A 14,189-nucleotide genomic window follows, 5' to 3' on the forward strand; every position below is an offset into this window, starting at 1 on the left:
CATTGTTCCGCGCTTCAACGCCGCTGCTCGGCCGCCGGCCCGGTGCGGCTCCTCCGCGCGCGCAACAAGGTCGAGGACAGCGGCGAACGCGGCCCGTGCAGAAAGACCCAGGCCGGGGGCTCGCGTTGCATGAGCGCGGCCGCCCTGTGCTCGGGCAGGCGGAAGGATGCGAGCGCCACCGCCGCGCGCGCGCGGCAGGCTTTCAGTGTGGCGCCCGGCCGGTCCACCACCGCGATGGGAACGAGCGCGGCGATGTCGCGCCAGTGCTGCCAGCGATGGAAGCCGGCGAGATTGTCCGCCCCCATCAGCCACACGAAGCGGGTGCCGGGGCAGCGGCGCACCAGATAGGCGAGGGTGTCGTAGGTGTAGCGCGTGCCGATGCCCGCCTCGAAGCCGGTGACGTCGATGCGCGGATGGTCGGCGACACGGCACGCTGCCGCGATGCGCGCGGCGAGTGGCGGCAGGGCGGCGTTGTCCTTCAGCGGATTGCCGGGCGTGACGATCCACCAGATGCGGTCGAGGCCCAGCCGCTTGAGAGCCGTCAGGCTCGCAAGCCGGTGCCCCGCATGCGGCGGGTTGAACGTGCCGCCGAAGAGGCCGATGCGCATGCCGCGCCCGTGACGGGGCAGCGGGGGCGGCCCGGCGAAGCGCGTGTCGTGCATCAAGGCCGGGTCTGTCCGCTGCCGTGCACGCGATAGTTGAATGAGGTCAGCTGCTCGACGCCGACCGGGCCGCGGGCATGCATGCGCCCGGTGGCGATGCCGATCTCGGCACCGAAGCCGAACTCGCCGCCATCGGCAAACTGCGTCGAGGCATTGTGCACGACGATGGCTGAGTCGACCTCGGCGAGGAAGCGCGCGGCAGCCGCCGCATCCTCGGTGAGGATCGATTCCGTGTGATGCGAGCCATAGGTGTCGATATGGGCCATGGCGTCGTCGAGCCCGTCCACCACGCGAACGGCGATGATGGCGTCGAGGTATTCCGTGCGCCAGTCCTCCTCGCTCGCGGGCGTGACGCGCGCATCGACCGCCTGCGTCGCCGCGTCGCCCCGCACGGCGCAGCCGGCGTCGAGGAGCATGGTGACGAGGGGCGCGAGATGCGTCGCCGCGCAGGCGCGGTCGACGAGCAGCGTCTCGGCTGCGCCGCAGATGCCGGTGCGCCGCATCTTGGCATTGAGCACGACGGTCTGCGCCATGGCGAGGTCGGCCGCGGCATGGACATAGACGTGGCAGATGCCGTCGAGATGGGCGAAGACCGGCACCCGCGCCTCGGCCTGCACGCGGGCGACGAGACTCTTGCCGCCGCGCGGCACGATGACGTCGAGATTGCCGCCGAGGCCGCCGAGCATGAGGCCCACGGCCTCGCGCTCGCGCGTCGGCACGAGCTGCATGGCCTCCGCCGGCAGGCCGGCCGCCGTGATGCCGAAGGCCATGGCGGCGGCGATGGCCGAGGCCGAGCGGAAACTGTCGGAGCCGGTGCGCAGGATTGCGGCATTGCCGGCCTTGAGGCACAGCGCGCCGGCATCGGCAGTCACATTCGGCCGGCTCTCGAAGATAACGCCGACGACGCCGAGCGGTGTCGCCACGCGCTCGATGACGAGGCCGTTCGGCCGTGTGAAGGTGGCGAGTGTACGTCCGACCGGGTCGGGCAGCGCGGCCACGGCTTCTACCGACGCGGCGATGGCCTCGACACGGCTCTCGTCCAGGGCGAGCCGGTCGATATAGGAGGCCGCCTGGCCGTTACGGCGCGCCTCCGCCACGTCCTCCGCATTGGCGGCGAGAATCGCGGCCTTGTTGGCGCGAAGGGCTGCCGCAGCCTCGTTGAGAGCCTGGGTCTTGATCCCTTCCGGGGTGATGGCGAGAGCACGGGCGGCCGCGCGCGCCCGGCGTCCGATGTCGTGCATAAGTGCGGCGATATCGTCGCTGCCGCTGATCACCTTGAGGCTCTCGCTCATCGTCCCCGTTCCCGTTCGCCGACCATCATAGCGGCCGGCCGTCGGCCAAACATCCGAAACCTGTGCCCCTTATTCTCTCCCCCTTGCGGAGGAGGGCTGGGCGCAGTTTTCGTCCATCTCATCCGCCCGCCAGCGTCATGTCGTCCCGGTGCACCATCTCGGCCCGGCCCGGATGGCCGAGGATCTGTTCGATGTCGCGCGAGGCGCGCCCGGCGATGCGCTGGGCGTCCTCCACGTCATAGGCCACGAGCCCGCGGCCGATCTCGCCGCCGGCCTCGTCGCGGATGATGACGGCATCGCCGCGCGCGAAATGGCCCTCGACGCGCCGGACGCCGGCCGGCAGCAGGCTGGCGCCGGAGCGCAGCGCCCGCGCCGCACCCTCGTCGACAACGAGCGCGCCCTTGGCCTCCAGCGTGCCGGCGATCCACTTCTTGCGCGCCGTGACCGGGTTCGACGGCGTCAGGAACCAGGTGCAGCGCGCGCCCTCGGCGATGGCGCGCAGCGGGTTCTTCACCCGGCCATCGGTGATCACCATGTGCGTGCCGCCGGCGGTGGCGATCTTGCCCGCCTCGACCTTGGTGCGCATGCCGCCGCGCGACAGTTCCGAGGCGGCGCCACCGGCCATCGCCTCGATGTCGCGCGTGATGCGCGCGACGACCGGGATGAGCTTCGCGTCGGGGTCGCTCCCCGGCGGGGCGGTATAGAGCCCGTCGATGTCCGAGAGGAGCACGAGCAGGTCGGCGCCGGCCATGGTGGCGACGCGCGCGGCCAGCCGATCGTTGTCGCCGTAGCGGATCTCGCTCGTGGCCACGGTGTCGTTCTCGTTGATGACGGGCACCGCCCGCATCTCGAGGAGCCGCGCCGTCGTGGCGCGGGCGTTGAGATAGCGCCGCCGCTCCTCGGTGTCGGCGAGGGTGACGAGGATCTGCCCGGCGGTGATGCCGTGATGGGCGAGCACCTCGGCCCAGGTGCGCGACAGGGCGATCTGGCCCACGGCGGCCGCCGCCTGGCTTTCCTCGAGCTTCAGCGGGCCCGATGGCAGGCCGAGCACCGTGCGCCCGAGCGCGATGGCGCCCGAGGAGACGACGAGAACGTCTGCGCCGCGCCCGTGCAGTTCGGCGATGTCCTCGGCAAGCGCGGCGAGCCAGGCGTGCTTCAGCCGCCCGCGCGCCCTGTCGACGAGGAGGGACGAACCCACCTTGACGACGACGCGGCGGAACCGGTCGATCGTCGGGACGCCGGCCGTCGCGGAGGTCTCGGCAGTGGCGCTCAGGGATGCCACGAGCTCTCTCCCTCGCCGGCCCCTTCCTTGTTGGCCACCGCGTTGTGCGCGTGATCCTTCTCTTCGCCACGGGCGGCGTCGATCTCGGCGAGCAGCGCCCGCAGCGCCGTCTCCACCCCTTCGCCCGAGGCGGCGGAAAGCACGAGCGGCGTGCGACCCGCCGCGCGCTTGAGGCGAGCGAACTGCTCCTTGCGCGTCTCGGGATCAAGCGCGTCCGCCTTCGACAGCGCCACGATCTCCGGCTTCTCGGCCAGGCCGTGGCCATAGGCCTCGAGCTCCCGGCGCACGACCTTGTAGGCCTTGCCGGCGTGCTCGCTGGTGCCCTCGACGAGGTGCAGCAGCACGCGGCAGCGCTCGACATGGCCGAGGAAGCGATCACCGAGGCCGTGGCCTTCGTGCGCGCCCTCGATGAGGCCGGGAATGTCGGCGAGCACGAATTCGCGCGCGTCGACGCGCACGACGCCGAGCCCCGGGTGGAGGGTCGTGAAGGGGTAGTCGGCGATTTTCGGTTTCGCCGCGCTCACGGCGGCGAGGAAGGTCGACTTGCCGGCATTCGGCAGGCCGACGAGCCCCGCGTCGGCGATGAGCTTCAGCCTCAGCCAGATCCACATCTCGGTGCCTTCCTGGCCCGGATTGGCCCGGCGCGGCGCCTGATTGGTGGATGTCTTGAAATAGGCGTTGCCGAAGCCGCCGTTGCCGCCGCGCGCCAGCACCACCCGCTGGCCGATCTCGGTGAGGTCGGCGATCAGCGTCTCGTTGTCCTCAGCAAAGATCTGTGTGCCCTGTGGCACCTTCAGCACCACGTCGGTGCCCCTGGCGCCGGTGCGATTCTTGCCCATTCCGTGCATGCCAGGCCGGGCCTTGAAATGCTGCTGGTAGCGATAGTCGATGAGCGTGTTGAGCCCTTCGACGCATTCGACGACGACGTCGCCGCCGCGCCCGCCGTCACCCCCGTCCGGGCCGCCGAACTCGATGAATTTCTCGCGGCGGAAGGAGACGCACCCCGCGCCCCCGTCGCCCGAGCGGACGTAGATCTTGGCCTGGTCGAGAAATTTCATGGCACCACACGGCTCCCGCATCCACGGCGGGGAGCGGTTTTCCTACAGGAGACGGACGCCCGCGGCAACGCATGGGCGTCGCCGCGGGCAGGCATCGATGGGTGGAGCCGGCGCTTCCGCGCTTACGCCGCCATCTGCTGACCGGTCCAGCGGGCCCGGCCGAGGATGGTGTCGTAGTGCGGCAGCATCCGGCCGTGCGCCCTGGCGGGCATCAGCCCTTCACCGACGACGACGAAGCCGAGCTTCTGCTGCACCTTGAGCGAGGCCTCGTTGCCGGCGAACAGGCCGGAGGAGATGTGAACCGCCCGGCTGTCGGCGAAATAGGCATCCACCACGGCGCCTGCTGCCTCCGGCATAAGGCCCTGGCCCCAGTGCTCCTCCCCCAGCCAGTAGCCGAGGTTCATGGCGCCGTTGCGCGGGGCGATGCCGACGAGGCCGATCGGTTCGCCTGCCTTCGTTACCGTATAGAGCGCCGCGCGGCCGGCGGCCCGCTCCTCGGCACTCTTCTCGATGTGGGCGGCGATGTCGTCCGTAGACACCGGCCATGGCACCTGCGACAGCCAGCGCACGACTGGCCAGGTCATCTGCCGGTGCAGGGCCGGCACGTCCTCGCGGCGCGGGGCACGCAGGGACAGGCGTTCGGTGCTGAGCGTATCCGGCATCATGGCTCTCCTCCGGACAGGGCGGGGGAAGGTTCTGCAGATGACACGAGGCAGGCTGCGTCAGCTGTGCGCTCGCGCACAGCAAGGCCGACGAAGAGCGGGTTGGTCCACCCCTTGAGGCTCTCCCAGATGCGCCGCTCGAGCCTGAGGTGGTCGACCGGGAAGACGCCGCCGCGCGCGGGGAACGGTAGCAGGCCCGCCCCGTCGGCGTGGAAGCCGCACTTCTCGAGGACCCGCCGCGAGGCCGGGTTGACGACGCGCACGCTCGCGACGATGGCGCGTGCCTCGCTGTGCGTGAAGGCCGTGTCGACGAGCGCCCTGACCGCCTCCGTGGCGAAGCCGCAGCCCCAGAAGGGTGTGCCCAGCCAGTAGCCGATTTCCGGCTCGCCGGCAGCCGACCGGCGCAGGCTGATGGCGCCCATCAGCTCGCATCTCCTGCCGCGCGGCGCGAAGGCGAGCGTCAGCGCCTTGCCGTCGGCATTGGCGCGACGGGCCTCGTAGATGAAGCCTTCGGCCGTGCCTGGCGGATAGGGATGGGGGATTTGCGCCGTCATCTCCGCGACGGCTTTGTCACCTGCGAGGCGCTCGACAGCTCGGGCGTCGGCGAGACGCGGCCAGCGCAGCTCGAGCCGGGCGGTCTCGATCACGAAGGCGTCGTCGATGATCTCGCGGGTAAACATAGTCTCGCTCCGATCCTTGTGGCCCGTGCCGCCTCCCGCGGCCGGTGCCAGAAACGACGAAGGGGAGATGGCATCCCATCTCCCCTGTCGCATGGATCGGAAGCATTCGTCTGGAGCTTCGATCCGCCGGTTCGTGGGATGCCGGCGGTAGCTCCTTCGTCTCAGCTGCCGCCGTTTACTCTGCCGCCTCGATGGCGGGTACAACCGACACGTAAGCTCGGCCGAGTTTCGTGCCGAAAGCCACGCGACCGTCCGTGAGCGCAAAGAGGGTATGGTCCTTGCCCATGCCGACGTTCACGCCCGGATGGACGCGCGTGCCGCGTTGACGCACGATGATGTTGCCGGCAACGACGGACTGACCGCCGAACTTCTTCACGCCGAGACGGCGGCCGTCGGAATCGCGGCCGTTACGCGAGGAGCCGCCTGCCTTTTTGTGTGCCATGTCCGTTACTCCCGAATACTGTCAGAGGGGGGCAGCGATAGCCGCGCCGCGCCTCAGAGATCCTCGCCCGACTTCAGCTCGGCCTGATCGACCTTGGCGCGCGGGGGCTTGCCGGCGAGGAGCTCCTTCGCCTGCTCGATCCACTCGTCGCGCGCGATGCGGCCGCGCAGGTTGAGCTCTTCGTCATACTTCGCGACGTCCGCCTCGCTCCAGGCGGCGATCTGCTCCCAGGACGTGACGCCGGCGGCGCGCAGCTTCTTCTCGATCGTCGGGCCGACGCCCGCGATGAGCGACAGGTTGCTGCTGTCGCGCGCCCCGGTGGCGGCCGGGACAGCGGCTTCCTTGGCGGCCTTCGCCGGCTTGACAGCGGCCTTCTTGCCCGACGGCTTGGCGCCGCCGGTCAGAATCTCGGTGATGCGCACGACCGACAGGTCGTGCCGGTAGCCGCGCTTGCGCTTCGAATTCTGGCGGCGACGCTTCTTGAAGGCGATGACCTTGGGGCCGCGCGCCTGCTCGATGAGCTCGCCGGCGACCAGGGCGCCGGCAATCGACGGCGCACCTACTTCCACCTTGTCACCGTCGACGAGCATCAGCACGCTGTCGAAGGTCACGACATCGCCCGCCTCGGCGGCGAGCCTGTCGATCCTGATCACGTCGTTGGCGGCAACCTTGTACTGCTTGCCGCCGGTCTTGATGACTGCGAACATCTTTGTCCTCGTGTTCGTCTCCCGGCTCTCGGCGGCTGCCCGCCCGGCCGGCTTCTTGTCAGCCTGCTCCGGCTTGTGACACGCACTCAAAATCACCGCCGTGCTAAGGGCGGTATCGAAAGAGAAGCGCGCGACTCGAAAAAGCGCGGACCAGCCGCGCCAGAGCGTTTCAATACATGCCGCGGCCGCGCCTGTCAATGAAAACGGGCGCTCGGCGGCATATTTCGGCGCTCGTCGAGTCGGAAGGAGGGCGCCGGGGGACCGGGGCGGCCACGGCCGCCGGTGCGCTCTGCAATCTTGTCGTGGTGCTGCACAGCGGCCACTTTCGTCCCATGGGGCTGCCGGCAGACGCGCTGCACATCCGCGACTGATCCGGCAGATAACGACGCGGCTCAGGGGGCGATTTCGCCCGGAGCGCCTGTAGAAGGCGTGGTAGCCGGCCCGCAGCCGAAGGCTTTGGCCGCAATTGTCCGCCCGTCACGGGGCGGAGGCGGATGGAAACGGTCGCGGGAAGACAATCCCGTTGATCGGGCGCTCCCATGCCGCACGCTGCTGCCTGCCATCCGCTGCGGCGTCCCCCGCGAGACGGGCCGCGGGGATCTTTATTCACAGGGCGACTTGATCTTGGCCCGGTTGCGCGTATATGAACGGCCCGCCATCAAGGAGAGGTGGCAGAGTGGTTGAATGCACCGCACTCGAAATGCGGCATAGGCGCAAGTCTATCGGGGGTTCGAATCCCTCCCTCTCCGCCATTATCCTGTAGCGAACCCGAGATGAGGCTCCCGTTGGGGGCCATTTTCTTTTTGTTTCAAAGGCGCTTAGCCGATGCAGCCGAACCTCGGAGACTGGCGCCGGGTCCAATTTCCGTCTCTGAACGGCCCTCCGTCTCTAACCGAGCGAACCTCGTCAGGCCTGGTTCGGCTTCACGAAGCCCAGCGTTTCCAGCGGGTTTCGCAGGTCGCTCGACAATGGATTCAGCGGGCGCTCTTCCGGTTGGCATCGCCTTCCAGAGAACGCTCGGTAGGCATATTTGGGGGAAACCAGGTGCAGTTCTTAGGTATACTGCGGTGCCGCCAGCCTTCAGTTTCCCGCGTCTCGGAGCGTTGCCAGATGTGCGGCGAACTTGTCGAACGTATGGACACCATAGCTGACGGCGCCGATGGTTTGCTCCCGCTGGGTGCGGCCGGGATGAAGCTGGCGGGGCGTCAGAGCTGTTCTGCCATCGGCCTGCCGGCCTAAAGTCACCGCCATACGGCAACGGGCGGGATTATCGTCGCGATCAGAAACGACATGCGCAGCTACGTCAGCGACCGGCAGCGGGTGGCCCTGGCGTCCTTGGCGGTTAAGCGCTTGCAGAGCGGCAAGCTCCTGATCCCTCCGGTGCCCAAGGCCGCACCTGAGGCCACGGGAGGACTAAATGCGCCGATGATCAGGACGATCGGCAAGACCTTCTATTGGAAGCAGCAGTTCGAGCGGGGGCGCTATCCCACGACGACCAGACTAGCCCGCACCCTGAAGTTCGAGCCAGGCTGGTGGCCGAGGGACTGCGTCTGACCCTGCTGGCCTATAACTACGTCGACGCCAGCCTAGACTGGCGCCAGCCCCGCCATCTGAACCTGCAGACCCCACGCAGGCGGCCCGATTCTCTGCGACGGAATTGGGCCGATCAGCACGAAGTATGGGAGTTTCCACAGGCAAGTAATTGAAGTTCTTGTTTTCTCGCAGGGCACAGCCGAGCGCGTAGGCACGCTGCAGCGGTACGACGCATCAGCATCACTGTTGACCTGCATCGATGGGATGCGAGCCTAGTCCTTGACTACGCTGCTGCTTGATGCGTCGAGTGGTGAATAGCGCACATTCAAGACCGTCCAGCCTACGCCGACCATCTTTGCAGCCGCTTGCCGGGCAACAGCTCGTACGGCAACTTCCAGCCTGGCATTTTCATCAGCCGATCCAGCCAGGCAGTGATATTGGGGTATGAGGCCGTCAGATCGATCCCTGTCTCGTCCATGGGATAAGACAGGTAAGCGCACATTGAAATGTCTGCGATGGTCAAGCGTTCGCACGCTACGAAGGTGGTCGCGCCAAGATGTTGCTCGAGGATGCCCAGATAATCCTTGACCCGGGCCAAGTGCCAAGCCAGCACGGCCGGATCACTCTTGGGCGTGAAGGTGCGCAAGAAGCGATAGGTAGCCATTCCACCGGACATTTTCTGGTTGTCCCAGAAGAGCCAGCGAAGAAGCTCGTAGGTCTCTGCGTCGTTTGTCGCCCCGAATTTCTCGTACTGGGCCGCAAGCTGCAGCAGGATCGGTGCAGTCTGCGTTAATTTGCGGCCATTGACCTCCAGCACTGGGATTTCACCCATCGGATTGATCGTGCTCCGCCACTCCGGCGTCCACGTCACGCGCGCCCCGAAATCCGTCCAGATGGACTCGAAGGTTTGGCCGCAGAGCGTCAGCATCAGTGCCAGCTTGTAGCTGTTTCCTGACTCGGGGAAATAGTGGAGACGATATGTATCCATCGTAGTTCTTTCCTCCCAAGCGACTGTAGCATTGCGGCTGAGGCGGGTTTCCATTGCCTTGCTAGACCGGCTTCACAAGCGCCAACACGGCGATGACCAACATCGCAACAACGATACCGAGGTCAGCGCCAGGAATTTTTTCCACAGACGCTCCTGTCCGAAGGCAACGACGTATTCGGCCAGAACGTAAACCGTGTAATGCCGACAGGGCGACGACGAAAATCAGCTTGACTATCAGCCATCCTGATGACAGCCAGCCTGCACTGAGTGCCAGAGACAATCCAAGGATCCAGGTCAACAACAATGCGGGCGTGGTGACCGTGCGTTCAAAACGCTGCAGCGCCACCAGCACCCCTGTTTGTGCCTCCGGTGGCGACTGCGAGATGGCATTGACGATTCGTTCTTGCGCAAGCAGGCCGCCCACGAGAAACACCACCGCCGCGACGTGCGCCGCCACCAAATAGGGGTAGATCGCTGCCACCATCATCAGGCCTGCTTGATCTCGGCGATTGTTCTCGCCCGTTCGCGCAGCCATCGGATATTGGCGTACCCCCCGAATGGCACAAACGCGACCAACAACAATCGAACCACTTCACGTTGATGCCAGCCGCCGCCAGCTACAGTTTGTATTGCTGTCCAGATGTATGCCAGAAATGCGATTCCGTGTATTGGCCCCAACAGCTTCGAGCCATACGGCCAGCCCCAAAGATGCCGCAGTGGAACCGCAATGAATACCAAAAGGACCAGCGTTGTGGCTTCGATGATCGACAATGCCTCAAGGCGCTTCAGTTGCGTGCGCTCAAGATCCGCGATGAGTCCATGTTGATGATGCGGGTTCTTTTCGGCTTTTGTGTCTGTGGCCATATCTACTCTGTTCGAGGCATCGATTCATGAAATTCACACCGGGCATTTTTCGCTGGGGCGCAAGGTCAGGACCTGGGCGCCATTGCCCGTGACGGTGACGGTATGCTCGAACTGAGCCGACAATCGGCCATCGCAGGTGACCACCGTCCAGCCATCCTCCTCGGTCCGAACGGCACGCCGTCCTTGGTTCACCATCGGCTCGATGGTGAACACCATGCCTTCACGCAAGACCAGGCCCGTTCGCGGCTTGCCCCAATGCACTACCTGAGGGGGCTCATGCATGTCACGTCCAATGCCATGCCCGCAGTATTCCCTGACGATCGAATAGCCATTCCTGCGGGCATGCCGCTCGATGGCGTGGCCTACGTCGCCAAGGGTGGCGCCGGGCCGAACGGCACGAATGCCTTTCCACATGGCTTCATAAGCCACTTGAACGAGTCGCCGCGCCGGCAGTGACGCCTCGCCGACCAGATAGGTCTTGCTGGAATCGGCGATGTAGCCGTTCTTCTCCAGCGTGATGTCGAAATTGACGATATCCCCGTCCTGCAGGATGTCTTCAGCAGACGGAATGCCATGGCAGACCACATGGTTGCGGGAGGCGTTGAGCGCGTAGGCATACCCATATTGCCCCTTGCTGGCCGGGCGCGCGTCGAGCTCATGGACGATGAATGCATCGACCAGATCGTTGACCTGCATGGTGGACATGCCAATCAGGTTGAACCGATCAAGATAGCCGAACACCTGCGCCAACAGTCGGCCTGACTCCGCCATCAGCTCGATTTCCTCTGGTCGCTTGGTCATGCCGACACTATCTTGGCAGGTTCAGCCACAACACCTGCGGCCCGCAGCTCACGAGTGACGATGTCGTTGAAGCTCAGTGTCGGGTTCATTTCGCACAGCATGCCGATCCTGATCCAGAAGGCCGCCTGCGCATTGATAGAGCGGCACGACACCGCGCTGGCCTTGCGCAGTTGGTCATGCAGATCGTCGTCGATATTTACGATGCCCATCTATCCTCGTCTATATGAATCGTATGCGAATCATATATGCTCTTTCTGATTTTGGCGCAAGGGAGCTGCAGATCTGCCGCAGGCGAGTCAAAACAAAGTCGAGCGATGAGCAGCCAGACCCGCGAGTGCGCCGTCGCCGACAGCCAGCGCCACGCTTCCCGCCGCTCGCGCGGCATCTCCACATGCGAAGACGCCTGGCACGCTCGTCTCCTGTGCAGAGTTGACCTTGATGAACGCGCCAAGCGGACCTTCCTCAATCTCACAGCCCAGTTGTTGCGCCACAGGGCTGCTGAGGTGGGCTCGTGTCTGAGTGAACAGACCTTTCATCGACAGGATGCGTCCGTCCGCCAGCACGACGTCGGCCGCACCCTCGATGCGATCAATGGGCGTTGACTCGACGCACGTACCCCTCCTGCCGAGTGCGGCCAGATCCTCCTGCGTCGGCGTATAGGCGCCGTTGAGGAACAGGGTTGGCTTGCCCCAGTCCGGCAGCATGAGGGCATGGTGCTGCGCCATCGGTGATGCGGCAACGATGCCGATGGGCCCAGCGTCCAACTCATAGCCATGGCAGTAGGGGCAATGAAATACGCTGCGGCCCCAGCGCTCGACCAGACCCGGCACTGGCGGCAGCTCGTCGCGCACGCCAACAGCCAGGATCAATCGACGGGCACTGACCACCTTGCTTGCGACACGGAACTTGAAACGACCATCCGACCCGCGGCACGCGTCCTCGGCAAGGCCGTCCAGCCATTGCACGTTCGGGTAACGCAGCAACTGGCTCCGGCCTTCGTCAGCAATCGCGCCCGGGGACTGGCCGTCACGCGTGAGGAATCCGTGCGAATGCCCGCCGGCCTCGTCGACGAAGCGGTTGCGACGCTGTCCGGCATCGATCACCAGTACGTCGCGGCGGGCTCTGGCGAGCTGCAGCGCTGCGGACAGGCCCGCGAAGCTGCCACCGATGACCGCGAAATCAACCTTCATAGACGTGCTCCTCGAGCCGGTGCGGGGCATGGCGATGAACCCTCATGCGTCGACGGAAGTCGCTGGCGAGAGTGGCCAGCGTCACGTCACCCAGTCGCTCCAGCAGCAGACGCTCGGCGTCTCCCATTGCCACGCCCAATGCGTCGTTGACGGCCTGTGCGACGAGACATCGGGGCTGGTCTTCCCGGAAACCCAGCGAGATGAGAGGGGGTTCGCCGAGCGCCTCGTAAACACTGCGCAGCGTGACCGCGTCCAGCGCGCAGGCCAGCACCCAGCCACCGCCGTGGCCTTTGGATGATCTGACGAAGCCCTTATCCCTGAGCCCGGCCATCAAGCGGCGCAGCACGACGGGGTTCGTCTGCATGGCAGCGGCAAGCGCTTCCGAGGTCGCGGGTCGCTCGGATTGCGCCATATGCAGAAGGACGTGCAGGACGTCCGAGAGCTGGCTGTTTATCTTCATGTAACATTATTGGTTGCATGAGTGGCTTTTTGTCAAGCAGCAGGCTTAGCTGGCAAGATGTGATGGCGCCTATTCAGCGGGCTTCGAACACTATCCCCATCTGCTCCGCCCACGGCCGATCGGCAACTGTGACGAGGTCGTTCAGCGAAAGCGCCGGTGGTACGCGCCTGATGACGAGGTGTTCGAGCACCTCCGGCGACAGATAGGCGAGCCGCATCATGCGGCTCACGAACCGGTCGGAGACCTTCTCGGCCGCGGCGATATCCTGAATGGTGGAAGCGGCACCGGATTCCAGCTGCCGCCGCCAGTTCCAAGCGCGGGCGATGGCGCGCAGCACATGAGGGTCTTGCGACCGGCCGTCCCGGACTGTCACCTCGTCGGGCGGGAGGATCTTCGGCCGCCCATTGCGTTTGCGGATCGTCAGGGGGATGACGACGCGGATGGTTTTCGTCGTGTCGGTCATGCGCGGGCCTCCGTCTGGCGGGGGGCCATCATGTCATACAGGACCGAGCCCAGCCCGTCGTGGCGCAGATCGACGGCAATGCCGTCTTCGCCGACGGTCACCCGCTCGACCAGAAGCTGGACGATGCGGGTCTGCTCCGCCGGATAGAGCGCCGCCCAGAGCTGGTCGAACTCGCCGAGCGCCTGGACGACCACCTTCTCATCGACGGTCGAGTTCTCGTCGCGAAGGGCCTTTATGGTCCGCGCCGCGACTTCGGGTGCGCGGATCATGCGGCGGATTTCGCCGACGACGGCATCCTCGACCATGCCGGCGGGCAAGCGCAGCGGACCTGAGGCGTCTCCGGTCGGGCGGTTTCGGATCAGGTCCATCGACGCATAGTAGCGGTAGAGGCGCGTGCCCTTCTTCGTCGCCGTCGGCGTCATCGCCGTGCCCGTCTCGGTGAAGATGATCCCCTTCAGCAGAGCCGGCGTCTGGCGGCGGGTGTTCTTCGCCCGCAGGCGCGGGCTCTCCTGCAGGATGCTGTGAACCTTGTCCCACAGGACCTGATCAATGATGGCCTCGTGCTCGCCGGGATAGGAAGTCCCCTTGTGCACGGCTTCCCCGAGATAGACCCGGTTGTTGATCAGTTTGTAGAGGAAGCCCTTGTCGATCGGCTTGCCGCGCTTGTTCAGAACACCCTCGGCCGCGAGCGCTTTCGCCAGCGTCGTAGCGGAGCCGATGGCGACGAAGCGCTCGAAGATCATCCGGACCGTCGCGGCTTCCGCTTCGTTGACGACCAGCTTGCGGTCGCGCACGTCGTAGCCCAGCGGGACGTGACCGCCCATCCACATGCCGCGCCTGCGGGATGCCGCGACCTTGTCGCGGATGCGCTCGCCGATCACCTCCCGCTCGAACTGTGCGAAGCTGAGAAGGATGTTCAGGGTCAGGCGGCCCATCGAGGTCGTGGTGTTGAACGACTGCGTGACCGACACGAAGGTCACCTGATTGCGGTCGAAGATCTCGACCAGTTTGGCGAAGTCCATCAGCGAGCGCGACAGCCGGTCGATCTTGTAGACCACGATCACATCGATCAGACCGGCTTCGACGTCCTGAATGAGACGCTTCA

General features: G+C 65.8%; 18 protein-coding genes and 1 tRNA gene. 2 read left to right on the forward strand and 17 right to left on the reverse strand.

The genetic code is table 11. The features are described from left to right. Window positions 1–14 precede the first annotated feature (14 nt). The 8 genes from ASC46_RS16475 to ASC46_RS16510 form a co-directional block, all read right to left on the reverse strand. On the reverse strand, window positions 15–662 hold the full coding sequence (locus ASC46_RS16475; protein WP_055460391.1) for a nicotinate-nucleotide adenylyltransferase: 648 nt from the start codon (window positions 660–662) through the stop codon (window positions 15–17). After that, complete coding sequence (locus ASC46_RS16480) at window positions 662–1,954, reverse strand: glutamate-5-semialdehyde dehydrogenase (RefSeq protein WP_055460392.1); 1,293 nt, start codon at window positions 1,952–1,954, stop codon at window positions 662–664. The genes ASC46_RS16475 and ASC46_RS16480 overlap by 1 nt, the downstream gene beginning before the upstream one ends. 118 nt (window positions 1,955–2,072) lie before the next feature. Beyond that, window positions 2,073–3,236 (reverse strand): glutamate 5-kinase, encoded by a 1,164-nt coding sequence (gene proB, locus ASC46_RS16485; RefSeq protein ID WP_186438022.1) that lies wholly within the window; start codon window positions 3,234–3,236, stop codon window positions 2,073–2,075. After that, window positions 3,224–4,294, reverse strand: a complete 1,071-nt coding sequence (gene obgE / locus ASC46_RS16490; protein WP_055460393.1) for a GTPase ObgE — start codon at window positions 4,292–4,294, stop codon at window positions 3,224–3,226. Before obgE ends, proB begins: the two co-directional genes overlap by 13 nt. Before the next feature lie 122 nt (window positions 4,295–4,416). Beyond that, on the reverse strand, window positions 4,417–4,956 hold the full coding sequence (locus ASC46_RS16495; RefSeq protein WP_157672348.1) for a GNAT family N-acetyltransferase: 540 nt from the start codon (window positions 4,954–4,956) through the stop codon (window positions 4,417–4,419). Next, window positions 4,956–5,636 (reverse strand): GNAT family N-acetyltransferase, encoded by a 681-nt coding sequence (locus ASC46_RS16500; protein ID WP_055460395.1) that lies wholly within the window; start codon window positions 5,634–5,636, stop codon window positions 4,956–4,958. Before ASC46_RS16500 ends, ASC46_RS16495 begins: the two co-directional genes overlap by 1 nt. Window positions 5,637–5,811: 175 nt before the next feature. Continuing rightward, window positions 5,812–6,078, reverse strand: a complete 267-nt coding sequence (gene rpmA / locus ASC46_RS16505; RefSeq protein ID WP_055460396.1) for a 50S ribosomal protein L27 — start codon at window positions 6,076–6,078, stop codon at window positions 5,812–5,814. 53 nt (window positions 6,079–6,131) lie between these two features. Continuing rightward, window positions 6,132–6,785 (reverse strand): 50S ribosomal protein L21, encoded by a 654-nt coding sequence (locus tag ASC46_RS16510; protein WP_055460397.1) that lies wholly within the window; start codon window positions 6,783–6,785, stop codon window positions 6,132–6,134. 662 nt (window positions 6,786–7,447) lie between these two features. On the opposite strand from ASC46_RS16510, the gene ASC46_RS16520 reads away from it, so the two are divergent. Continuing rightward, window positions 7,448–7,537: transfer RNA gene (locus ASC46_RS16520), tRNA-Ser, on the forward strand. Window positions 7,538–8,210: 673 nt separating this feature from the next. Beyond that, window positions 8,211–8,339, forward strand: coding sequence for a hypothetical protein (locus ASC46_RS21875; RefSeq protein WP_280949169.1), 129 nt, complete (start codon window positions 8,211–8,213; stop codon window positions 8,337–8,339). 319 nt (window positions 8,340–8,658) lie between these two features. On the opposite strand, the gene ASC46_RS16530 is transcribed toward ASC46_RS21875, so the two are convergent. The 9 genes from ASC46_RS16530 to ASC46_RS16565 all read right to left on the reverse strand — a co-directional run. Continuing rightward, window positions 8,659–9,306 carry a glutathione S-transferase family protein gene (locus ASC46_RS16530; protein ID WP_055460399.1) on the reverse strand — a complete coding sequence of 216 codons (648 nt, stop codon included), beginning with the start codon at window positions 9,304–9,306 and terminating at the stop codon, window positions 8,659–8,661. A gap of 61 nt (window positions 9,307–9,367) precedes the next feature. Further along, the gene (locus ASC46_RS16535; protein ID WP_245280594.1) at window positions 9,368–9,793 is read right to left on the reverse strand and encodes a CopD family protein; all 426 of its coding nucleotides are present in this window, start codon (window positions 9,791–9,793) and stop codon (window positions 9,368–9,370) included. Next, entirely contained in the window at window positions 9,793–10,170 is a 378-nt protein-coding gene (locus ASC46_RS20935; RefSeq protein ID WP_072249531.1) for a DUF3817 domain-containing protein, read from the reverse strand. Before ASC46_RS20935 ends, ASC46_RS16535 begins: the two co-directional genes overlap by 1 nt. A gap of 33 nt (window positions 10,171–10,203) precedes the next feature. Beyond that, window positions 10,204–10,971: a type I methionyl aminopeptidase gene (gene map / locus ASC46_RS16540; protein ID WP_055460400.1), complete on the reverse strand. Its 768-nt coding sequence runs from the start codon at window positions 10,969–10,971 to the stop codon at window positions 10,204–10,206. Next, window positions 10,968–11,180: a ParD-like family protein gene (locus ASC46_RS16545; protein WP_055460401.1), complete on the reverse strand. Its 213-nt coding sequence runs from the start codon at window positions 11,178–11,180 to the stop codon at window positions 10,968–10,970. The genes map and ASC46_RS16545 overlap by 4 nt, the downstream gene beginning before the upstream one ends. 87 nt (window positions 11,181–11,267) lie before the next feature. After that, window positions 11,268–12,161, reverse strand: coding sequence for an NAD(P)/FAD-dependent oxidoreductase (locus ASC46_RS16550; RefSeq protein WP_055460402.1), 894 nt, complete (start codon window positions 12,159–12,161; stop codon window positions 11,268–11,270). Then, window positions 12,151–12,621 carry an Rrf2 family transcriptional regulator gene (locus tag ASC46_RS16555; RefSeq protein WP_055460403.1) on the reverse strand — a complete coding sequence of 157 codons (471 nt, stop codon included), beginning with the start codon at window positions 12,619–12,621 and terminating at the stop codon, window positions 12,151–12,153. The genes ASC46_RS16550 and ASC46_RS16555 overlap by 11 nt, the downstream gene beginning before the upstream one ends. A gap of 73 nt (window positions 12,622–12,694) precedes the next feature. After that, window positions 12,695–13,084 (reverse strand): hypothetical protein, encoded by a 390-nt coding sequence (locus ASC46_RS16560; RefSeq protein ID WP_055460404.1) that lies wholly within the window; start codon window positions 13,082–13,084, stop codon window positions 12,695–12,697. After that, window positions 13,081–14,189: recombinase family protein (locus tag ASC46_RS16565; RefSeq protein ID WP_055460405.1), on the reverse strand; the 1,109-nt coding region annotated here is incomplete at its 5' end. The genes ASC46_RS16560 and ASC46_RS16565, both read right to left, overlap by 4 nt.

Source organism: Chelatococcus sambhunathii (genome assembly GCF_001418005.1).
Taxonomy (GTDB): domain Bacteria; phylum Pseudomonadota; class Alphaproteobacteria; order Rhizobiales; family Beijerinckiaceae; genus Chelatococcus_A; species Chelatococcus_A sambhunathii.